The sequence below is a fragment of the Novipirellula methanifontis genome, assembly GCF_052161655.1.
GTDB lineage: Bacteria > Planctomycetota > Planctomycetia > Pirellulales > Pirellulaceae > Novipirellula.
On record NZ_CP197418.1, the window covers coordinates 6,990,175 to 7,012,290 of the forward strand.

14 protein-coding genes are annotated in these 22,116 nt (G+C 54.6%); 3 read left to right on the forward strand and 11 right to left on the reverse strand.

Features of this window, described 5'->3' with window-relative positions; all coding sequences use genetic code 11:
* Positions 1–291: 291 nt before the first annotated feature.
* Together mutS and SH528x_RS25410 are read right to left on the reverse strand one after the other, a co-directional pair.
* Positions 292–2,925, reverse strand: coding sequence for a DNA mismatch repair protein MutS (mutS, locus tag SH528x_RS25405; RefSeq protein WP_442506248.1), 2,634 nt, complete (start codon positions 2,923–2,925; stop codon positions 292–294).
* Between the two features lie 189 nt (positions 2,926–3,114).
* On the reverse strand, positions 3,115–3,900 hold the full coding sequence (locus tag SH528x_RS25410; RefSeq protein WP_442506249.1) for an NIPSNAP family protein: 786 nt from the start codon (positions 3,898–3,900) through the stop codon (positions 3,115–3,117).
* A 645-nt stretch (positions 3,901–4,545) separates the two neighbouring features.
* Between SH528x_RS25410 and SH528x_RS25415 the strand changes: the two genes are divergently transcribed.
* Positions 4,546–7,131: a hypothetical protein gene (locus SH528x_RS25415; RefSeq protein WP_442506250.1), complete on the forward strand. Its 2,586-nt coding sequence runs from the start codon at positions 4,546–4,548 to the stop codon at positions 7,129–7,131.
* On the opposite strand, the gene SH528x_RS25420 is transcribed toward SH528x_RS25415, so the two are convergent.
* The 4 genes from SH528x_RS25420 to dnaK all read right to left on the reverse strand — a co-directional run bounded on the left by SH528x_RS25420 (position 7,096) and on the right by dnaK (position 14,988).
* A complete protein-coding gene (locus SH528x_RS25420; RefSeq protein ID WP_442506251.1) occupies positions 7,096–8,721 on the reverse strand; it encodes a GspE/PulE family protein in 1,626 nt (541 codons plus the stop codon). The two genes, SH528x_RS25415 and SH528x_RS25420, sit on opposite strands and share 36 nt — an antisense overlap.
* A 36-nt stretch (positions 8,722–8,757) precedes the next feature.
* On the reverse strand, positions 8,758–9,255 hold the full coding sequence (locus SH528x_RS25425; protein WP_442506252.1) for a hypothetical protein: 498 nt from the start codon (positions 9,253–9,255) through the stop codon (positions 8,758–8,760).
* Between the two features lie 780 nt (positions 9,256–10,035).
* Entirely contained in the window at positions 10,036–12,681 is a 2,646-nt protein-coding gene (gene clpB, locus SH528x_RS25430; RefSeq protein ID WP_442506253.1) for an ATP-dependent chaperone ClpB, read from the reverse strand.
* A 363-nt stretch (positions 12,682–13,044) separates the two neighbouring features.
* Positions 13,045–14,988 (reverse strand): molecular chaperone DnaK, encoded by a 1,944-nt coding sequence (dnaK, locus tag SH528x_RS25435; protein WP_442506254.1) that lies wholly within the window; start codon positions 14,986–14,988, stop codon positions 13,045–13,047.
* Positions 14,989–15,370: 382 nt separating this feature from the next.
* Between dnaK and pheA the strand changes: the two genes are divergently transcribed.
* Together pheA and SH528x_RS25445 are read left to right on the forward strand one after the other, a co-directional pair.
* The gene (gene pheA, locus SH528x_RS25440; protein WP_442506255.1) at positions 15,371–16,468 is read left to right on the forward strand and encodes a prephenate dehydratase; all 1,098 of its coding nucleotides are present in this window, start codon (positions 15,371–15,373) and stop codon (positions 16,466–16,468) included.
* Between the two features lie 102 nt (positions 16,469–16,570).
* On the forward strand, positions 16,571–17,386 hold the full coding sequence (locus SH528x_RS25445) for a TrmH family RNA methyltransferase (protein ID WP_442506256.1): 816 nt from the start codon (positions 16,571–16,573) through the stop codon (positions 17,384–17,386).
* A gap of 280 nt (positions 17,387–17,666) precedes the next feature.
* Here SH528x_RS25445 and SH528x_RS25450 read toward each other — a convergent pair whose 3' ends face one another.
* The 5 genes from SH528x_RS25450 to madL all read right to left on the reverse strand — a co-directional run bounded on the left by SH528x_RS25450 (position 17,667) and on the right by madL (position 22,003).
* Positions 17,667–18,161: a hypothetical protein gene (locus tag SH528x_RS25450; RefSeq protein ID WP_442506257.1), complete on the reverse strand. Its 495-nt coding sequence runs from the start codon at positions 18,159–18,161 to the stop codon at positions 17,667–17,669.
* A gap of 134 nt (positions 18,162–18,295) precedes the next feature.
* Entirely contained in the window at positions 18,296–18,682 is a 387-nt protein-coding gene (locus SH528x_RS25455; protein ID WP_442506258.1) for a DUF2513 domain-containing protein, read from the reverse strand.
* 619 nt (positions 18,683–19,301) lie between these two features.
* Positions 19,302–20,801, reverse strand: coding sequence for an acyl-CoA synthetase (locus SH528x_RS25460; protein WP_442506259.1), 1,500 nt, complete (start codon positions 20,799–20,801; stop codon positions 19,302–19,304).
* 21 nt (positions 20,802–20,822) lie between these two features.
* Positions 20,823–21,599 (reverse strand): malonate transporter subunit MadM, encoded by a 777-nt coding sequence (gene madM, locus SH528x_RS25465; RefSeq protein ID WP_442506260.1) that lies wholly within the window; start codon positions 21,597–21,599, stop codon positions 20,823–20,825.
* Positions 21,596–22,003: a malonate transporter subunit MadL gene (gene madL / locus SH528x_RS25470; RefSeq protein ID WP_442506261.1), complete on the reverse strand. Its 408-nt coding sequence runs from the start codon at positions 22,001–22,003 to the stop codon at positions 21,596–21,598. Before madL ends, madM begins: the two co-directional genes overlap by 4 nt.
* Positions 22,004–22,116: the final 113 nt, after the last annotated feature.

Genomic DNA, 22,116 nt, shown 5'->3' on the forward strand with positions numbered 1-22,116 from the left:
GCTTGCTCCGCTCGCTCTGACCTCCCCAAAACAAGTTTCGGGGAGGTGAAGAACGCTAACGGCTTGGAAAGCCGTGCGACGATGGCAGATTTACCCTCCCGTGTGCGGGAGGGTCGGCCGCGATAGCGGTCGGGGAGGGTTGGTTGCGTTGGAGCTTGTACGCTCTGTCCCTAACACAACGAGGCCCCACCCAGAGCTTGCTCCGCTCGCTCTGACCTCCCCAAAACAAGTTTCGGGGAGGTGAAACGCGCTAACGGCTTGGAAAGCCGTGCGACAATTGATTGCCGGCACTTAGACTTTGGTCTTGAGTTGCTCTTTTGCGGACTGCAAAAACTGTAACGCATCGATCGGCGTCATTGCGTTGACATCCAATTTTTGAATGTCGTCCAAAAGCGGATGATCGGCGAAACCAAACAAGGTCAATTGGAAATTCCCATTACTGTCGGCTTGCGCAGGTCCTCCCAATTTCGGTCGATCCAACGCGTCACGATGCTCGTGTTCCAGCTGCGCCAACACGTCCTTGGCACGTTCATTGACGGCCTTGGGAATTCCGGCTAAACGAGCAACGTGGATCCCGTAACTCTTGTCCGCACCTCCGCTGACGATGCGGTGCAAGAACACCACTTCATCATTCCACTCTTTGACCGCGACGTTCAAGTTGGCAACGCGGGGCAGTGTTTCTTCGAGCTGGGTCAATTCGTGGTAATGGGTGGCAAACAACGTGCGACATCCCACTTGCTCGTGCAAATGTTCGGTGATCGCCCATGCCAATGACAATCCATCATAGGTGCTCGTCCCACGCCCAATTTCGTCCAAGATCACCAGACTACGAGAAGTCGCGGTGTTCAAAATCCGAGCGGTTTCGACCATCTCGACCATGAACGTACTTTGTCCACGACTCAATTCGTCGCTCGCTCCGACACGTGCAAAGATGCGATCGGCGATTCCCACCAACGCGTAATCGGCTGGCACAAAAGAACCAGCTTGTGCCATCAAGGTGATCAATGCTACTTGGCGAATGTAGGTACTTTTCCCCGCCATGTTCGGCCCCGTGATCAACAAGATCATCCCCGCCTCGGGCGAATGCACGCAATCATTGGGCACAAATTCGCCCTGCGGCAACGTGACATCGAGCACCGGATGACGTCCTGCTTCGATCCGCAACACCGAGTCCTCAGTCAATTCCGGGCGAACCCATTTCCGCTGCGCCGCAATTTCGGCGAGCGCGGCCAACACATCGAGCTCGGCAATCGCCACCGCCACTTCTTGCAGAATATTCAGATGACGATGCGTTTCATGCCGCAAGTTCTGGAACAACAACTGTTCGCGTGAGGACGCTTTGTCATCCGCCGCAAGAACTTTTTCTTCGTATTCTTTCAGCTCCGGAGTGATGTAACGCTCACAATTCTTCAGCGTTTGTTTGCGAATGTACTCCGTAGGAATCTTATCTTTGTTGGCATTGCTCACCTCTAGGAAATAACCAAAGACGCGGTTGTAACCGACCTTCAGATTGGTGATCCCGGTTGTTTCCATTTGTTTGCGTTGATAGGCGGCGATCCATTCCTTGCCGCCTGCAGCCAACTTTCGCAATCCGTCAAGCTCTTCGTCAAACCCAACGCGAATAAAGTTCCCGTCGGCGGCATTCAGCGGACATTCATCGGCCAACGCGTTTTCAAGTTGCGACCGCAATTCGGGACAAAGGTGCAAATGAGCTTCCACGAACCCCAAACGCTCTGCCTTGCGATCGGTCAGCTTGGCTTTCAATTCAGGCAGATTTTCAAGCGTTCGAGAAACTTGTTGCAGGTCTCGCGGGCCGGTGCGTCCGGTCGCGATGCGAGCCAGCAGGCGAGTCAAATCAAACGTCCGCTTGAGCGTCGTGCGGACATCCCCACGCAGACGCGAATCGTTGACGAGTTCCGAAACCGCGTCGAGTCGGGCTTCGATTGATTCGCGATGGACCAGAGGGGCTGCCATCCAATCGGCCAGCAATCGTGCGCCCATCGGAGTGCAAGTGCGGTCGATCACGCCTAGCAGCGATCCTTCGCGTGACCCGGTTCGCATCGTTCGAGTGACCTCGAGACTGCGTCGCGTCGACGCATCAATCTGCAAAACAGGCGAGCGATGATGGGCACTGATTTGGCGAAAGTGGTCGAGGCCGCCTGGTTGCGTTTCTTGCAAATAGGTCAGCACCGCTCCGGCAGCCCGAATCGCCGCAGCATCGGTATCACCAAACCCGAAACCTTCGAGGTTGTGAACTTCAAATTGTTTGCACAATGCATCGCGTGACGCGTCTTCGGCAAACGACCATGCCGGCCGCGAGGTCCATGACCAAGGTGCGGTGGTATCGGGAGTGAATCGTGCGTCGTCTTCGCGATACAGGACTTCCGCAGGCCCGATGCGAGCTAGTTCGTCTTCGATCCGTGAGACCGGAAAGACGCCCGATTCGAAACGACCGCTGGAAAGTTCGGCCCAGGCGATTCCGGCTTGCGGCTCGGGCTGTTCGCCTTTGGATTTCTTGCCCGACGATTTGACGGGGACCAGATAAACCGCGGCCAGGAAGTTCGCTTCGCGCGGATCGAGCAATCCATCGTCGGTCAGCGTCCCGGCACTCACCACCCGGGTAATCTCGCGTCGAACGAGTCCCTTGGCTTGTTTGGGATCCTCGACCTGTTCACAAACCGCGGCTCGATAGCCAGCCCGAATCAGCTTGTTTAGATACGAATCGAGCTGATGATGCGGAAACCCCGCCATCGCGGTAGGGTTATCGCTGTCTCGATCGCGGCTGGTCAGAGTCAATCCCAGCAACTGGGCCGCTGTTTTTGCATCATCGAGGAACAACTCGTAAAAGTCGCCCATACGAAAGAACAAAAGCGCATCGCCACAAGCGGCTTTTGCTTCATGATACTGTTTCATCATTGGTGTCATGACGCAAATCCTAACTCGCACGACGATGCGAGAAAAGTCATCCCGAGGCTAAATTCGAGGAATGAAACCTCGGGCGATCCTGTCGATTCCGCGTGAGCCAACGATGCGGGTTAGAGAAACCCTGCGGCTCCGCCAACCGCCATACTGGGCTACATCTGCGAACGCTGGGCTACATCTGCGAATCGAACGCTACATCTGCGAGTAGGGCTTGGCGACCAACACGTACTTGTCGATGCGTGAAACCGTGCCTTGATACTTTTCAACTTTGCTCAGCACGGCCCAGTCCTTGTGGGCGCGAAACGCGTCCCACGCCTTGCCCCGAGCTTCTTCGCTTGGATAAACCGTCAAGTAGGTCAAGCTGGGTGTGTTCGGCCCGACGACACATTGGCCAATGAATAACGGTTGGATACCACTGTCGAGAAAAATCGGCACTTCGCCAGAATTGAACATTTCGACCTTAAGATCGCCGAGTCGCTCATTGGGGCTCTCGTACAATCGAAGTTCGTAGACGCGATCGTCGTTAGAAAGCGTGCCTTCGGGAACTTTGGCGTTGGGCATACAATCCATCGCCGAAAGCAGCTCTGACGTAATACGCTGATACGGTGCGTTCTTGGGCGCGCGGTCCAGATAGCTCTTCGCATCAGCGAGATATTGCTGATCCTTCGCCAACGCGGTGCGAATCGCGAGAACTTGATCGGCATTGGAATAGGGAATCACGACAACGATTCGCTCGCTGCCGGTTTCATCGTTCTCTGAATTAGTGAAGACGCCAACCGTCTTGATGCCGTGTCGATTCAATGCCGGAACCAAGGCACCCTTCAAATAAGCATCAATCGCTTTGGCATCTCCGTTTTCGCCAAGCAGATACGAGCGAACTTCGTAAAGCTCGCGATCCGACTCGGCGGCTTGAGCGGTTGATGCGATCAACGTCATTGCAGCAAGCATCACAAAGGAGTTCAAAATCATGTTTTTCATCAATCATCCTGGCGGGTTGTGAGGTGGGATTGGAATTCCGAGCCGAGGCGTTTCGACTCGGGGTGGCAAAAGACCATTTCCGCGAGCAAAGATCGAAACGGCCTGCCCGACATCATAGTCGCGGCGGAATGGGTAGATCTACCAGCAAGCGAACGCAATCCGAAGCAAACGAACACTTTTCAGCACGGAAACGGCGACAATCTACGTCATTTGCATTTTGTAGCTACGCTCACCAGAGCGCGTATGGCCGCCGCGCAAATGCGAATTACCACCTTCTGGCGAAGGTAGCTACAGGAAATGCTTCACAGCGTTTCGTTTTGCCGCAAGCGAAATGAATCCCATTTACTTTCGCCTACCTGACTTCTTTTCAGAATTTTGACAGATTCTTGCACGGATCTCTGTGTGCCAGGTCACTAACTATTACAGAGGATCCGATTTTCCACTGCCCCCACCCGAGCTTTCCCCACCCCCTGAGGGACTGCTGATTTAGTACGACATCACCGCTGTAGATTTAGCCGTTTGGGCGCTGCCCCGGTTGGATGGTGACGGAACCGTGGCTAGCGCCCAAACGGCTAACTAAATCATCAGTCTTCCTCGTCCGGGATGGCTTTACAAAGCTCGGCGCAACTAAACGAGTCGACGACTATGCGATTAACGCTTCGCACCCTGCTGGCCTATCTCGACAACACCCTGGACCCCAACGACGCGGAATCGCTGAGAGCGAAAGTCGCCGAGAGCGGCTTTGCGGGGCAATTGGTCCAGCGGATTCGTTCCAGTTTGGCGAAATCCAACCTGTCCGCTCCCGCACCCGACGCGGTAGGCCCCGTCGAAGAAGCCAACGTGATTAGCGAGTACCTCGACAGCACGTTGTCCGCCGAACAGATATCGGAAATCGAACGAGCGTGTTTGGAATCGGACCAACAACTCGCCGAAGCCGCGGCATGTCATCAAATCCTGACGATGGTTTTGGGCAAGACGGCCGAGGTGTCGCCTGAACTTCGCCAGCGGATTTATTCGTTACCTGATCGGGACATCGCAGACGTGGCCACCGCAGGCAGCTTTTCGTCCGTGGCGCTACCCGATGCCGATCCAACGCAGGTCAATCCTCAGGCGGTGTCGGATATTGATGTGCCCGCCGGACACGAGCAGTCGGAACTCGATGCGTTACACGATGCGGCAACCCAGTCCAGCACGGCACATCCAGGCGGAATGGTCCAACCGGTAGGGCCTGGCGATTCAGGTGTGTCAGACGCACCAACGCGGATTCGTCAATCGGATGATGCAGAAGTTCGCCGCCGCGAAAATGCGAGAGACGGCATGATGGCCAGTGGCCGCCCTCGATCGGCACTTGAGGCAGCACAGATGTACGGCGGTTCGATACGGACAAGCCGCATTGCACCTTGGTTGGTTTCACTGGCACTCGCCGGAGTACTTTTGTTTGCGTTGGTTCGCATCTTTGAGCCCCTATTAAATCGATCCACCGTCGCCGAGTCGGATTCGCGTCAAACTTGGTCCGACGTCACGACGGACGATTTCGGCTCGTCCAAAGCCCCGGTCACGGTGCCGCCCAAAGAGATTGAAATCTCCGCCAGCGATGCACCGCCGATGGTTCCGATTGGCACCCCCGCACGCGACTTGACGCCTGCGACGTCTACCGAGACAGAAACGAACGACGACAACCCAGCGTTCGAAAACCTCCCCTTGCCCAAGCCGACTCCGGTACCCTCGCCGACGGGAACCCCCGAAATGGCAACCTCCGAAGTATCGGAGTCAACAAACGCGACGACTGACAATCCCAAGACGGATACGGTCAACCCGGATCAACCGCCAACGCTAGTCGAAGTGGCGACGCCAGCACCGGCACCCAAACCCGATTCCACCGACACTCCGATGGAAAGCGGTACGATTCCTCCCCCGGCCGGTGAACCCGCTAAACCCGCGTTAGCCACCGATGTCGAAACCAAAACCGGCATCGATGCGAGTTCTGCCGATGACAAAGCGGAAATGGTTGCCAATACCGATGGTGGTGATCCACCGACGCGTCCGGAAGTAATGGATCCGAAAACTGCCGAGGCTGCTGCTGATGCAGTCAAGAACAGCAACGTAGGAGTCGCAAAAATGACAAGCGATTCGGCTCTCGTTTTCGCGATTGGCGATGATGGAACACCAGTTCAAATCAACAAGGATGCTGTGATCGGTGCCCAACGGACGATCGTCTGTGCCCCAACCTATCGCGTTCGGCTGGACACCGTCGATGACATGGCCGTGACGTTGGTCGGCCCGTCAAAGATTCATTGGACCGGTGGCGCCGGCGAGAAGCCAGTGCTGAACGTTGATTATGGCCGCGTCTTACTTGAGGCGATTAAGCCAGGGTCCTCGATCAACGTGGTAATCAATGGTAAGTCACTCACGCTCGATTTCCCTGACATTGAATCACTCGTCGCCATGACGATCGCCCACTTTCGAGCTCCCGGTTTTGATCCGCTGAAAGAAGGAAATCACATCAATACGGTGGGAGTCTTTGTTGCACAAGGCAAAGTTGGCCTGTCCGAAAACGGAAACGAGACCGAATTGGCGACGGGCCAACGATGGGTGAGACGGGGCAACGATCCCGCGATCACGTCGGAGTCGAAAACACCACTGGATTGGATCACCCCTCCCGATCCCAACGACCAATCGCTCGAGGCGTCCGCACGCGAGGCATTGTTGGGTTTGATGATCCCCGATCAACCGGTCGAGATCTCACTGCGTGAAGCAACCATGTTCCGCCGTAGTGAAGCGGGCGCGTTAGCCGCACGGACGCTATTGTCCATCGGACGGCCTGACGTATTTTTCGGAGGTGACGGAATGCTTAGCCAAGCGGACCAACGATCGTACTGGAGTGATCATTACACAGCCCTTCAAAATGCGATTGACCGCGACGTCGAAACAGCGCAACGGGTCAATGACGCAATTGAGCGAATGGACGCGGGCAATGCAAAAACGTTGTTCCAATTGCTGGTTGGCTTCTCACAAAAGCAGCTCGAAGGAGGAGGCGACGAAATACTCGTTCGTAACCTAGATTCACCTTCGATGTCAGTTCGTGCACTGGCGATTGAAAACTTGCGAAAGATCACGGGCGTAACCCTTAGCTACCGAGCGGAACAGGACAATGCTGCTCGCCGTGGCCAAACGATCAAGAAATGGGAAGCCCGGCTACGCAAGCAGGACATCCGCTGGGCTGCACAATGAGTCAGCGGCAACCGTTCCAGCCAACAAGTGCGATGCAACGACATCGGCGATTCGCGGCTTGCACGCCTGACCTGCTTGACTGACTTCGAAAGCGACCAGACTTCCGTCGAATCCTGAGTCGCGACACGATGAGCATCCCTGTGGACTCGAAACCAACATATCAACATCCAAACCCAACCGTTCAGCGTCGTTGGGATCAATCGGACGTGATTTGCTGCATTTTCGACACAGCCGGTTCACTCTACGATGCGAGATGACTGCCGCTAACAGGTCGCTGAGTTCACGCTCGCCAAAACCGAGTTGTTGTAGTCGAACAGAAGTGGTCGCGGAATCGGCACATTCGATAGTTGCAATGACCAACCGTCCCATCGCCGCCTCGTGCATCGCAGCGCGAGCCACATCGGGACAATCAAGCTTATCGATCGCAATCACATCGGGTGATTGCCGCGCAACAGAATCGATGGCTGACTTCTTGTTAATTTCCGAGTGTTTGCTAAGCGAAAGCTGATTGATGCCCTCACATGGAATCGACATCGAGTCTTCGAGAGTACAAATCAGCCGACTTGGATCATTCAATTCGGCCAACATAGAATACAGCGTTGTCGTTTTGCCACTTTGACGCGGTCCGGCAAGGACGATCAAGCCACTTTGTTTTTGCAACACGTCGCGAATCAGCTCTAACTGCGTTCGTTGCAAACCAAGCTTGTCGATCGCGACGGGGGCCGAACAGCTGATCGTGCGAGTCAAATTCAGCATGGTTCCCGAAGTCCCCGGGCAAAACGAGGCAAAGATCGAAACGCGCTTACTACGCAAACGGACACGGAACTCACCTGAGCAAGATTCGGATTGAAGGCGGCTTCGCTCGCTATCACTTAAATTTAGCCGCGATCTCACCTGGTCGATAATCTCGTTGCCTTCGACGCGACTGAGACGCTGCAATACATACATGCCCTTGGGCCCCCGTGCACGAACACGAAAGGCGTGTTGATGAGGCTCGATCACAATCTGCGTTACCACTTCTTGAACCAATGGTCGCAAGATATGCGAAAGTGGATTAATCGCGGGGGAGGTTCGCTCGCCGTCCTCACAGACAGCCGATGTTGCGAGCGGTTGGACGACAGGTTGTTCATTCGCTTCGGCGGGGGCCGTCACTACCGGAACCTCCGACGCCGCCAACTCGTCACCGTACAATGTGTCAATCAGACGATCCATCACCGTTGCGGTTGCAAACAGCGGTTGCATTTGGCGACCAGTTAAGCGACGAATTTCGTCAGCAAGCAGCAGACTGTCGGGGTTAACCACCGCGACTTCTACGGTTTTCCCATCGTCGCTCAGCGGTGCGACTTGATTTCGAAAACACCATCCGCTTGGCAGCGTTCCTGCAATGCCGGGGTCGATTGGCAGCGGAGCATCGTCGGGTGGATCAAAAAACGGCAGCGCATAGTACTTGGCATACTGTTGAGCCAGTTCGGTCGCAACGTCAATTCGCTGCACTTCGACTTCGGTGGCAAGTTCCGAAAAATCGGCGAGCTCCGCGGGACCGTCCATCATTAATTCGACGGAACCAACAACATTGTTCGGTGCAGACATGGAAACTGTTCGTTGACTAAGAGAGTGGCAAAAGGTTTAACGCAAAACCGCAAGCGCTAGCACTTGATAGAATCGCGAGCGTTGGCTCTCGTGCGGCACGATGGAAGTCTCAACCGACGAATGACGAGCATCAAATCCCAAACCGTTGAAGGTAATGGCGTAGGCACCAAACAACGGTGCCGCGCCGGCACGTTGAAGCTTCAATTCCCATCCGGGCGCAGCTTGATCGACAGACGAAACCTGGATCTCGCCCACCGCAAAGTAAGCTGGCGAGGGAATCGAGAGATCAAGATCATCAAGTTGAGTGGCGTATTTGCCGGTTTGGACATAGTGAAGCTGTTGCGAAACCTGAATATCCTTGAGATATTCAAATGCGTTGGCGACACGTGATTGCTCGACGAATCGTGCACGGACCGCGAAACCAACCCCAGATACCACAAGCATCAGGGCCAACAACAAAATGACATCCAGCATCACCAAACCTCGACGAGGTCGCGATCGGAAAGAACCGGCTTGTTTGGATTGAGTTTTCATCAGCTAACATCAGCAGAGTAAGAGACGCTGATGAAGGGATAGCTCAGAACCCAAGAGGTGTCGCCAACGAATAGCCGAATCGAGACTGGCGAGTTCAAGTATCGGCGAATCGCTGCGGCTTGTACGAACCACACCGATTAGGGGTACTGGTCGCATTATGCCGGAAATCCTAGAAGAATCGAATTGCGACCACCCCATTCATTTGATTGCCCTGATTGCCACGCGGTGCGATTTGCAACCTGTTTGGTCGCGGGGTCACCTCTGGCCCCAGACGCAGTGAGACTGCTGAATTCGTTAGCCGTTTTAGCACTAGCGGGCTGTTGATTTAATCCAATTGCAACACGCAGTTGTGAGCCGTGGGCCGTAAGGCACCGGGTAATGCGCGGAACCCGGCCGCTCACGCGCGAGCGGCTCACTGAATCAACAAGCCGCTAGCCACGGTTTTCGTCACCATCCAACCGGGGCAAGTGCCCGACTGCTAAAACGTTGGTGTTATCGTCGGGTATTAGGGAGTGAGTTTTTCTTTCGGCCTAAACTGCATTTACCTCTCCCCCAACGAAGTTGGTGGAGAGGTAGCAGAAAACCAGCGCGACCAAAAATCACAACACCAAAGTTTTAGCGTCCCAGGCTCGCTCTCAAAACGGCGAACATAAGAGCGGTGATGTCGTACTACTTCAACAGTCTCCGCGGTCGCGGAAGAGGTGGAGCCAATCGAGACGTGTTTGGACTCGATCGAGCCCAGTTCCAGTTCCTCAACTTTTAATCGCACCTCGACCGCCACTAGCTTCCCGAAAACACGTACTCGCCGTCCTGAAAATCGACTCGCACGGTAGTGCCTTCGGGATACGAACTCTTTAGCAATGCACTGGCCAAACGATTCTGAACCTCGTTCTGAATCACTCGTTTCAGCGGCCGCGCCCCGTACACTGGATCGTACCCCGTCGATGCGATTTCATCGATAGCAGCCTCTGACACATCCAATCGCAAACCATTTTGCTCAAGTCGATGTCCAAGCGTTTGCAATTGCAACTTGACGATCTGGCGAATCTCCTTGCGATCAAGCGGTTTGAAGATGACAATATCATCGATACGATTTAAAAACTCGGGCAAGAAACGTGCTCGTAGCGATTCTTGAACCGCTTCGTGCATCTCTTGCTCGTCGCCACCTTGTTCAGTGACCTGTTGAATCACTTGACTGCCTGCATTGCTGGTCATCACGATCACCGAGTTCGAAAAGTTCACGGTGCGACCATGACCATCGGTCAACCGACCATCGTCGAGCACTTGCAACAAGATGTTAAACACATCAGGATGCGCCTTTTCCATTTCGTCAAGCAAAATCACGCCGTAGGGGCGTCGCCGAACCGCTTCGGTCAATTTGCCCCCTTCCTCGTAGCCAACGTATCCCGGAGGGGCACCGATCAAACGAGCGACGCTGTGCCGTTCCATGAACTCGCTCATGTCAATCCGCACCATCGCTTGCTCGTCATCGAACATCACCTCAGCGAGCGCTTTGCACAATTCGGTTTTGCCGACCCCGGTGGGCCCGAGAAACAGGAATGAACCGATCGGACGATTCGGATCTTGCAGTCCGCTGCGACTACGGCGCACGGCATCGGAAACCGATTGCACGGCTTCGTCTTGTCCGATCACCCGTTGATGAAGCCGCTCTTCCATGACCAACAATTTCGCACGCTCGGTTTCGAGCATCCGGCTCAGCGGGACTCCGGTCCATGCGCTGACGACTTCGGCGATTTCCTCTTCGGTCACATTGTGACGCAGTAGTCTGCGTTTATCCTCGTGGCTCTCTGCGTCCTCTTTGGGTGCCGCGTCGCGCTGTTCGGCGTCATCGATCTTGGCTTGCAAATCGGTCAAACGGGCGCGGACCTCGAGCATCTCGCGATACACGTCCTCGGGACTTTCACCACGCAGTTGTTTTTGCTTGGCTTCGGAATCGAGTGTCGTGAATCGATGTTCGAGCCGCTCCACTTCCTGACGCACCGATTGGACGTCATCGAGCCCCATCTTTTCGGCGCCCCACTGCTCGTTAAGACTGGCGAGTTCATGGTTCAGCGACTCCATCTCACTTTCAACTTCTTCGCGTTTCTCAACCGCGGACTCTTCCGATTCATCGACGAGTTGCCGATGGGCGAGTTCGAGTTGTCGCAAACGTCGTTGAATTCGATCGATGGGCTCTGGCACACTTTCTTTTTCCATCGCCAATCGGCTGGCCGCTTCGTCGACCAAGTCAATTGCTTTGTCTGGCAAAAAACGGTCTGCGATGTAGCGGTTCGAAAGATTCGCAGCGGCCACCAGCGCGCTGTCGGTGATACGGACGCCGTGATGCGATTCATAGCGGGATTTCAACCCTCGCAAAATCGCGATCGTGTCTTCGACCGTAGGTTCGCCAACGTATACAGGTTGGAAACGACGCTCCAGCGCCGCATCCTTTTCAATGTTTTGCCGATACTCGTCCAACGTCGTCGCCCCGATACAACGAAGCACACCGCGAGCGAGTTCAGGTTTTAGCAGGTTCGCCGCATCGGGCGACCCTTCGGCTTTCCCGGCACCCACGACAAGATGCAATTCGTCGATGAACAAGATCACCTGGCCGTTGGCGTCTTTGACCTCGCGGAGCACCGCCTTGAGCCGCTCTTCGAAATCGCCTCGAAATTTGGCTCCGGCGACAAGCGCTCCCATGTCGAGCGAAACGACCCGTTTGTCTTTCAAACTTTGCGGAACATCCCCCTCAAAGATACGCAGCGCCAAGCCTTCGGCAATCGCCGTTTTCCCGACGCCCGGTTGGCCGATCAGCACAGGGTTATTTTTCGTCCGCCGTGACAAAACTTGAATTACACGCCGGATTTCGTTGTCACGGCCGATCACGGGATCGAGCGTCCCTTTGGCCGCCAACTGCGTCAGATCGATACCGTATTTTTCAAGAGCCTGATAAGTGTCTTCGGCGTTTTGATCGGTCACGCGTGCCGAGCCGCGCACTTCGCTCATCGCTTTGAGCACATCAGCGTCCTTGACTCCCATCAGCTTCAGCAAGTTATTGGCTTTGCTTTCGACCTTGGAAATCCCCAGCAGCAGATGCTCGGTGCTGACGTACTCGTCTTTTAGTTTTGCAGCGACTTCGGCTGCGGCATCAAATGTCCGTTGCAATGCGGGAGCGATCCCAGGTTGACGGCCACCCGAAACGGACGGCACTTTCCCCAGCTCGCTTACGACCAGCTCTTTCAGTTTGCCTGCGTCCGCATTCATTTTTTTCAGCATCGGTCGCGTGATGCCATCGGTCTCGTCCAACATGGCCGCAAGCAGATGCAACGGTAAGATCTCCGGATTTCCCGACGACGCCGCTTGGGCCTGGGCTTCCGCAACAAGCGATTGGGCCTTTGTGGTGAGCTTATCAAATCGAAACGCCATGACACAAAATTCCTTTACTGAAAAAGCAGCACCACATCCTGATCCCACCTGGATCGCTGGCTATGGTCGGGGGAGAATCCCAACACGCATCCCCCCAAGAATGAAAGCGTGCTAAGCAACGAGTGGTTCATCACTGCCGTAGCCGATCTCGTCGGGCGTAGAGTCCCTTTGTGTTTTTTAGACGTGTTACACGCTGCAACCGGAGGACTCGCGCCGCGAGCGCTAAAGATGTAGATGGCTGCGGCTCACGGAGATCGGATCAAAGTCCGATCGATTATTTGGCCAGCTTAGCGGGTGAGTCCGCGTAGGACGTCACCCGCTAATGTCTCGGATTATTCGCTGAGTCAAACTCAGCGACATCAATTAGTCTTTGACTTCGAAATCGGCGTCGATCGCGTCGTCGTCATCGCTCGATGCAGCAGCTGCACCTGATGCTGCAGCAGCACCGGCGTCACCGGCCGCAGGCCCCGCAGCTTCGGTCTTCTCATACAGCACCTTGCTAAACGCTTGCGAAGCGGCATCCAACTCTTCGGTCGCCTGCTTGATTGCAGCCGTATCCGAACCTTCGGCGGCCGTCTTGACCTTTTCGATCGCCTTGTTCATCGGTTCGGTGTCCGATTCACTCAGCTTGTCCTTGTTCTCCGTCATCAGTTTTTCAAGCTGATAAACTTGCTGGTGAGCCTTGTTCTTGGCTTCGACCAATTCAAATTGACGTTTATCCTCTTCGGCATTGGTTTCGGCATCCTTCCGCATTTGCTCGATCTCGTCTTCACCGAGAGCACCTGCTTCTTTGATTTGCACCGAAGCCTCTTTGCCGGTTTTCAGTTCTTTGGCTGAAACCGCGAGGATACCGTTCTGGTCAATGTCGAACTTGACTTCGATCTGAGGAACACCACGCGGTTGCGGTGGAATGCCTTCGAGATTGAACTCGCCGAGCAAACGGTTGCTTGTCGCCATTTTGCGTTCCCCTTGGAACACGCGAACGGTTACCGCGGTTTGGTTGTCTGCCGCGGTACTGAACACGTTCTTCTTTTCCACAGGAATTGTGGTGTTACGCTCAACAAGCGCAGTCATCACTCCACCCTCGGTTTCGATACCGAGCGTCAATGGGTTGACGTCCAACAATAACACGTCGGTTCGTTCGCCCGCCAAAACGCTACCTTGGATCGCGGCGCCAACGGCGACCACTTCATCCGGGTTAACGCCTTGATGAGGCTCTTTGCCAAAGATCTCTTTGACGATTTGGCGAACCTTAGGCACACGGGTGCTACCACCGACCAAAACGATTTCGTCGATGTCACCAGGTTTCATGCCAGCGTCTTCAAGTGCTTGCAGTACAGGCTTCTTACATTGCTCGACCAACGGATCGATCAACTCTTCGAACTTGCTACGAGTGATCTTCATCGTCAAGTGCTTAGGACCCGACTGATCCATCGTGATAAACGGCAAGTTGATGTCGGTTTCTGGCAGCGTACTGAGCTCTTTCTTGGCCTTTTCGCAAGCCTCTTGCAACCGCTGCAGTGCCATCGGATCGTTACGCAAATCGATTGCGTTTTCTTTCTTGAACTGGTCTGCAACGTAGTTGATCAAGGTTTCGTCAAAGTCGTCACCACCGAGGTGGGTGTTACCCGAGGTACTGATCACTTGGAAGACGCGGCTCTCTTGGTCTTCGTCACCACTATCGGCAACTTCCAAAACCGAAACGTCAAACGTACCGCCCCCGAGGTCAAAGACGATGATCTTTTCGTCTTTCTTCTTGTCCAATCCGTAGGCCAATGCAGCGGCAGTCGGCTCGTTGATAATTCGAGCGACTTCCAAGCCAGCGATCTGGCCCGCGTCTTTGGTGGCTTGACGTTGAGCGTCATTAAAGTAAGCCGGAACGGTGATCACAGCCTTGTTGACCTTATGGCCAAGGTAAGATTCTGCCGACTCTTTCAACTTGCGCAGAATCTTGGCCGAGATTTCCTGAGGCGTGTACTCTTTGTCGCCCACTTTGATTTTGACGTAGTCACCCGCGGCACCTGTAATGCCGTAGGGTACCATCTTTTCTTCGGATTCCACTTCGTTGTGACGGCGGCCCATGAAACGCTTGGCCGAGTACACAGTTCGTTTGGGGTTGGTGACCGCTTGGCGACGTGCGGGTTCGCCCACAATCGTGTCTTCTTTGTCCGTAAATGCGACAACACTGGGGGTCAAGCGGTTGCCTTCAGGGTTCGGAATGACCTTAGGTTCGCTGCCCTCCATGACGGCAACCACACTGTTGGTTGTGCCGAGGTCGATGCCGATAATCTTTTCGCCTTGAGCCATTACTAAATTCTCCTGTCTCTCGATTCGTTCGGTTGTCGCGTTAAACGGTTAGGTTTAGGTGACAAGTTTCAATTGGTTAGGTTGGGTCATTGCCCCACTCGACTGGTTGTCGATTCGTCAGCTTGAGGCGAGACGAAGGGGTAGATTGGCAAAGCCTGTGCCGAACGGCCTCCTGACACCCCAGTTTTTTTCTGGCAGCCAAGAAAAGCCCGGTTTTTCTCGCTAAACTCGTTTTTCCAGTCGACGACATTGACTCCGAGCGGGTAATTTCTGGCAGACGCGTCCCGAAGGACTCCATCAAGTTTTCGGGGCGGTGTCAAAATGACAGTATTCGATTTGCTTCTAAGCGTTGCCTGCTCCTCCTGCGAAACCTTCACTCCCCATGCCAAATTCGAACCAAGACAAGATCGATGCGATCGACCGCGACATCCTGACGCTGGTGGACCAGCGGGCTGCGTTGGTGATCCAGGATGCGGAACCGGGCAATCCCAACGAGCAAGCGTCCAGCACCGGGCCGATGGCGTGGTCGAGTCGCCATATCGATAGCTTGATCGCCGCGATCGCTAATGCGGCTCCGGCGGATTCGCCAAACGTGACGTCGGCTGAATCCAAACGTGACATCCTGCGTCACATTGCCAGCGTTTGCCTCGCGTCGGTCCAACCGATCCGCGTCGCCTTTCTCGGTCCCGAGTACAGCTACAGCCACCTGGCGTCACTGAAATACTTTGGCCAAGGTGCCGACTTTGCCCCGCTGAATTCCATCCCCGCCGTTTTTGAAGCCGTCTCGCGGGGCGATCTAGCCACGGGAGTGGTCCCGATCGAAAACAGTACCGATGGCGGGATCGTCGATACGCTCGGTATGTTCGTTCGATTGCAGATGCAGATTTGTGGCGAGGTCGTGCTGCCCATCCACCACAATTTGTTGTCCGCCTCGCCGCGGGAAACGATCACCGAGATTCACAGTAAACCGCAAGCACTGTCACAGTGCCGAGGCTATCTGGCGACTCACTTCCCGGCCGCGCGATTGGTGCAAACGACCAGCACCACCGCCGCAGCCCAATCGGCCTCGGAGCAGCCCGGTGTCGCGGCCGTAGCCAGTCTCGAAGCGGGCCGGCAGTACGACTTGGAAGTGCTCGGTGCCAGCATCGAAGACAATCCCAACAACGTCACCCGCTTTGCTGTGCTGGGCAAAGACCGACCGCAACGAACCGGTGACGACAAAACATCGTTGCTGTTCCAAATCAACCATCAACCCGGCGCGCTTGCCGACGTGATGACGATTTTCAAAACCAATCAATTGAACATGACATGGATCGAATCGTTCCCCTGTCCTGAGACTCGCAACGAATACTTGTTCTTCGTCGAGTTGACCGGCCACCGCGACGACGAATCGGTAGCCGATGCGATCGCCACCCTTTCCAAGCAAGCCAAGCGACTCGACGTACTAGGTTCGTACCCCAAAGCACAAAGCGTGGAATAGACGTCCACCAATGTGGGATAGGCTTCCAGCCTGTCATCCGTCACCTGTCATCCGTCATCCACCCGCATTCTCCCTTTCCGCATCCTTCACCTCACCCCATCGATGAACCAAGCTCGAGTGATCCAGGCGACCGGAATCGATGATCCTCGGATTGCCGTATATCGCGACTTGCGTCATCGTGAGTTATCGAAGGACGGCAGCCATTTTGTTGTCGAGGGCAATTGGGTGGTCCGCCGCCTGATCGAAAGCGATTACAACATCGAATCGATCTTGGTGCAGCAGCATCGCAGCGACGAGTACGCCCAAATCGTCCCTGCCGGAGTGCCGATCTACACACTGCCTGATGCCGACATTTCTCAACTGATCGGGTTCGAGTTTCATCGTGGAGTCTTGGCGTGTGGCGTTCGATCGGTGATTCCGACGATCGACGACTTCATTGCACCTCCCACGACGCCGAGACTCAGCATTGCTCTGCTCGGTGTTTCGGAGCCTGAAAACGTGGGCAGTATTTTTCGCAGTGCCGCCGCCTTGGGCATCGATCACATCTTTGTCGATCGAAAAACAATCGATCCTTTCCATCGACGGGTGATTCGAGTCAGCATGGCCGCAGTGTTCAAGCATCGTCTATTTCGGTTGGACGATCCGCTGGCGGATTTGGAACGGTTGACCATGGCCACCGCGATTCGCACGATCGCAACGACGTTGCAACCGCCCGCCACTCGCTTAAAAGACTTTCGTGTCAACAACAAACCCGCCCTGCTGATCGTCGGCAACGAAGCATCTGGTGTTGAATTACCGATCCAGAAATTTGCATCGGACCGAGTCACCATCCCGATGCAGCTAGGAACCGACAGTTTGAATGTTGCCGTCGCCACCGCAATCCTGATGCACGAGCTGGCTGATCCCGACAACGCGTAAGCAGGACAGGACGCAATCCATTGGTAACACTTAGCGTTTTCCCGCCCGCGAATCATGCGAACAAACGCGAATCAGGTCGGTAGAGCAAAACCATTCGTGCGGATTCGCGTGATTCGCGGGCAACCATTTCCCGGCCCTCTCACGAACTCAACCATCAGTACCCTCATCCATCACCAGCAGCGTGAAACGCAGACATTGGTGAGACACTGGTGGGTGGCACCAATTTTTGCTGGTGGGTGGCACCGATTTTCGGTGCCGATTTTCAATTCTCTTATTTTCGTCACACTTGCTTGAATCGAAACGCATGTTCCGGCAAACGGATGGCGGAATTTGCTTTCGCTAATGCGGCGTATAGCTTGCCTCGGTTGTAGTTGTAATTTTGTAAGATCTGAATCCTTTCGCCCGACTTCATGTGCATCGTGATCTTGCTGAAACCGACATGCTTCTCGTAAGTTTGACTGATCTCAACAATTTCACTGACCGGAACAGAGAACGAAGCATTCTTTGAAAGGGGATCGGCAATTTCAAAGCGGTCGGCGTCCACCGCTATCCTGAAAGTTCCATTTTGAACCCAGAAGAGAACAGCAACAACGAATAGACAGAGTTCAACCACCGGTAAGGCGATATTCATCCAATAAAACAATTGCTCACCCGCCTCGGTCGGCTCAACAAACTTACGAGCTACCAAATACATAGCGAACAGTACGCCCATATTGATGAGTAGCAGCATGGCGGTCCGTCGCTGTTTTTTTTCGTAAAAGTATAAATGACTCATGATGGCATTTGGCTGGTGAAAGACCTGTACGCGTGCCCCACGCGAAACGTTTGCTGGCGAGAAACTGAATCGATAGGTCTAGTCGCATGATCTATTTACACTTCGACTGACCCGCTCGGCCGCAATCTGTCGCATCAACGGCTTGACGCACCGGTCCAAAGTTCAGTGATCTTCGCAACTGCAATTTGCGACCAAACCTCGAATGAAGCGGATTTCAGTTCGGCGTCATCCAGCGTTTTTCTCGCACTCGCCCAAACTCCATCATTGACAATGTTGTCGGCGAATTCCTGGCCTGCCCAAGTCAAAGCCATATTTGCCTTGCCATAGCGATCTTTCCGGGGGCCCGTATCAATGCCCGACACCATGGCACTTTGGGTCAACAACTCGATGTGATAGGCGAATACCCCATCATCGACATCGCCGATGAGTTGTTGTACTTCACTGGCCGATGGCCGCGTTTCATGCTTGCGAATCGCAAGCACAATCGCTCGAATCAAATCCATGTCGCGTATCATCTTCATTGCTCGCTAGATGTTGTTTTTCGTACTTCACGCGAGCAGCGGAGCACAATCAGCAATTGGTGACAACATCAATCGTCCAGTGGACTTCTAAAAACGCATCCGACGAAGCGGTCGATTCGAACCGTGGACAAGTTTCATCGGGCCGCTGACCATGCTGCATGCTCGACAACAGGTGGAACGATGAATCTCCAAAATGCCATCAAAAGAGCAGCCTTCTTAGACGCCTTTGTCAGCAATACGCGTCTACAAACTTAGAAATGGCTTCGCTGGCGATCGCCCTACGAGGCCGCATACTTCAGGGCCGCATACCTTATGCAAACGTTCGGAAATAACTTTGCCATTGTAAAATGTTTCCCGAATGACACGAACCCTCCGGTGTCGTTTAGGTCGTTCCGCTTGAGCTTTACTGGAATGGGCGTAGGTCGACCGCCAGCTTTGGAGGTAGTGGACGAGGCTACGAGTCCCAGCGACTTAGTGGCACGACGGGACTCGTAGCCTCGTCCACTACAGAGAAAACACTTCACCCGCGTGATTTGTAACAAAACTCGAATGACGAAGTTATTTCCAAACAGTGTCTTAGGCCCGCCGCACTACGCAGCGGTTCCGGGCCGCCATGCCCCTAATCGGTTTGATTGAACAATTGCGATACCGCCGGTTTGGTGACTTTGCCCATTGCGTTTCTTGGAAGTTCATCGACGATCAGCAGCTTACGGGGGATCTTGTAGGGTGAGATACGGTCCTTACACCATACTCGTAGCGACTCAAGTTCCAGTGCCTCGCTGTGCTTCAGCACGACGGCAGCCGCGACGGCTTCGCCCCACGTATCGTCTGGTAAACCGACGATGGCACACTGAGTGATCGCCGGGTGGTCCAGCAGAGAGGCTTCGATCTCGAGAGCGGACAGCTTGTAACCGCCACTCTTGATGATATCGACACTGCTGCGACCCATGATGCGAAAGTAGTCGTCTTCAATGACGGCGATATCGCCAGTACGAAACCAGCCGTCGATGAATGACTCGCTTGTTGCATCGGGTCGTTGCCAATACTGCTGGAAGACGTTCGGGCCACGAACCTGTATCTCACCTGAAACACTTTCGTTGGTGATGGATTCACCACATTCGTCCTGTAACCGTATCTCAACACCGGGCAGTGGCCGACCGACTGCACCGGGACGGCGTTCTCCGTCGTAGGGATTCGATAACGCCATCCCGATTTCGGTCATGCCGTAACGTTCCAACAACTTCTGGCCAGTCAGTTCCGACCACTTTTCATGCACGCTGGCAGGCAAAGCGGCTGAACCGGAAATCATCAATCGCATATTGGCAAATCCTTGCACGACCGGATCACATTCGGAGGTCGACATTGCTTCCAACGCTTCGATCACCTTCACGTAGATCGTCGGCACCGCCATGAACACGGTGTAGGCACGATCGGCGACTCGGCCCAGGACGGTATCAAGATCGAATCGCGGAAAAGTTTCGAGTTGCGCTCCGGACCACAGCGAGCACGACATGATGTTGATGATGCCGTGAATGTGGTGCAGCGGCAGGAACAATGGAATACGGTCGTCCTGTTGCCAACGCCATGCCTCGACTAGCGATTCAACCTGAGCCTGAATGCAGGCGTGAGTCGTGACGACTCCCTTGGGTTTGCTGGTCGTTCCACTGGTGTAGAGAATCATCGCACGCCGCTCGATCGGAATTTCTGGCAAACGGACGGTTGGCGTCGATGGCAGATCATCGACCGACAACAATCGTATGTCGAGTTGTTTGCAAAGCGAAGTGAGCCGCGGCGTAAGCTCACTCGTTGCAATCACCGTGCTTGTCTGCGAGTCGGTGAGCGTGTACTCAAGCTCTTTCTCGGTTGCCGACGTGCTGAGCGGAACGGCGATCCCGCCTGCACGCCAAATCCCCCATTGCGTCTGGATGTATTCTTCGCCGGCTGGAACAAGATAGGCGATCCGAGCATCGTTCAGGTCGTCGGTGCCAGCGAGCAGCGTCGCGGCGAGCGATTCCGATGCAGCGACAAGCTCACCATAAGTGGTTGTGCCTGTGGCGGAGCAAACTGCGATTCGTTCACCGTGTGCCATGGCACGTTCGATGATGGGTAGTTGTTTCATTTCATGGCCCTTAATTTAAATTCATGTTCCAACAATGGCTCGAATGACGATGAAGATCACCGATGGTCCCAGCAGACATCCCAGCCCCGTGAAGAACGTGGCCGTCATCGCACCGTAGGGGACGAGTCGCTCATCGGTGGCTGCAAGACCACCGGCAACACCGCTGGTCGTTCCCATCAGTCCACCAAAAATGAGTGCGGAACGCGGATTGTCGAGTCCAATCCACTTTGCCACAAAGGGTGTCAAAGTCATCACAAGCATCGACTTTACTAATCCCGCGGCAACGCTGAGCGCAATGACTTCGCTCGACGCTCCCAGTGCAGTTCCCGTGACGGGACCCACGATGTAAGTCGCTGCTCCTCCGCCAATCGTGGTCATGCTGACGGCGTCTCGATACCCGAAGGCATAGGCAATGATTGCACCAATCAAAAACGACATCAGCACTCCGGCAAGCAGTGAAACGCCCCCGCTGAGACCGGTCTTGAGAAACTCATCTAGCCGCACGCCGAATGCCGTGGCAACGATGGCAAAGTCACGCAACATCGCGCCGCCCATCAGACCGATTCCTGCCAAGCATTCGATGTCAGCAATCCCCTTTTCTCCGTCGGTCGCTACGCCACCGATGTAAGCCAGCAGCAATCCGACCAGGATGGCAATCGCTGAACCGTGCATCCGATGGCGAGTTACTTTCGCCGAAATTCCGTAGGATATCCACACGATGATGCCAACCACGGCAAAGGCCGTCACCAGCGAGTACTTCGTCAGCACGGATTCGGTAGCTTGCCATAGTTCATTCACGCGTCGTCGCCTGTCGAAGCGGATTCGGGCGATGGACTTAAATCGTCATTCGATTGTCCGATGCGACTAATCAGTGGCACCATCGCAAAACTTGCAATCACCACCACAACACCTGCGATGATCGCGGCTGTCCCACCACTGAGTGCCGCACGCACGTTCTGACTCGCCGCCATCGCCACCACGATGGGAATGTAGATCGAACTCCAGAACAGGACGCCATTCTGCGTAGGCTTGGCCATGAATCCGCTGATTTGCAAGCGACCCGAAATCAGGATCAGCAACAGCATCGCAATGCCGACACCGCCCACGTTGGCGTCAATGCCAATGGCCAACCCGATCAGCTTGCCAGCGATCAAACCGGCGAGCAAACAAAGCGATAACAATGCGGTTCCGTAAATCGCCATCAACACTCCTTCAAGGGAATTTGTCAGTAGACGGATACGATACACTATTGAGCCCGATCATATCGGAGCAGCAGGCTACGCTCCGAAATTCCCTTGATATTGACTCTCAGTAA

Bases quoted from the DNA above. Each gene is read 5' to 3' on its own strand.
- mutS (WP_442506248.1), bottom strand. From the start codon at position 2,925: ATGACACCAATGATGAAACAGTATCATGAAGCAAAAGCCGCTTGTGGC.
- SH528x_RS25410 (WP_442506249.1), bottom strand. From the start codon at position 3,900: ATGAAAAACATGATTTTGAACTCCTTTGTGATGCTTGCTGCAATGACG.
- SH528x_RS25415 (WP_442506250.1), top strand. From the start codon at position 4,546: ATGCGATTAACGCTTCGCACCCTGCTGGCCTATCTCGACAACACCCTG.
- SH528x_RS25420 (WP_442506251.1), bottom strand. From the start codon at position 8,721: ATGTCTGCACCGAACAATGTTGTTGGTTCCGTCGAATTAATGATGGAC.
- SH528x_RS25425 (WP_442506252.1), bottom strand. From the start codon at position 9,255: ATGAAAACTCAATCCAAACAAGCCGGTTCTTTCCGATCGCGACCTCGT.
- clpB (WP_442506253.1), bottom strand. From the start codon at position 12,681: ATGGCGTTTCGATTTGATAAGCTCACCACAAAGGCCCAATCGCTTGTT.
- dnaK (WP_442506254.1), bottom strand. From the start codon at position 14,988: ATGGCTCAAGGCGAAAAGATTATCGGCATCGACCTCGGCACAACCAAC.
- pheA (WP_442506255.1), top strand. From the start codon at position 15,371: ATGCCAAATTCGAACCAAGACAAGATCGATGCGATCGACCGCGACATC.
- SH528x_RS25445 (WP_442506256.1), top strand. From the start codon at position 16,571: ATGAACCAAGCTCGAGTGATCCAGGCGACCGGAATCGATGATCCTCGG.
- SH528x_RS25450 (WP_442506257.1), bottom strand. From the start codon at position 18,161: ATGAGTCATTTATACTTTTACGAAAAAAAACAGCGACGGACCGCCATG.
- SH528x_RS25455 (WP_442506258.1), bottom strand. From the start codon at position 18,682: ATGAAGATGATACGCGACATGGATTTGATTCGAGCGATTGTGCTTGCG.
- SH528x_RS25460 (WP_442506259.1), bottom strand. From the start codon at position 20,801: ATGAAACAACTACCCATCATCGAACGTGCCATGGCACACGGTGAACGA.
- madL (WP_442506261.1), bottom strand. From the start codon at position 22,003: ATGGCGATTTACGGAACCGCATTGTTATCGCTTTGTTTGCTCGCCGGT.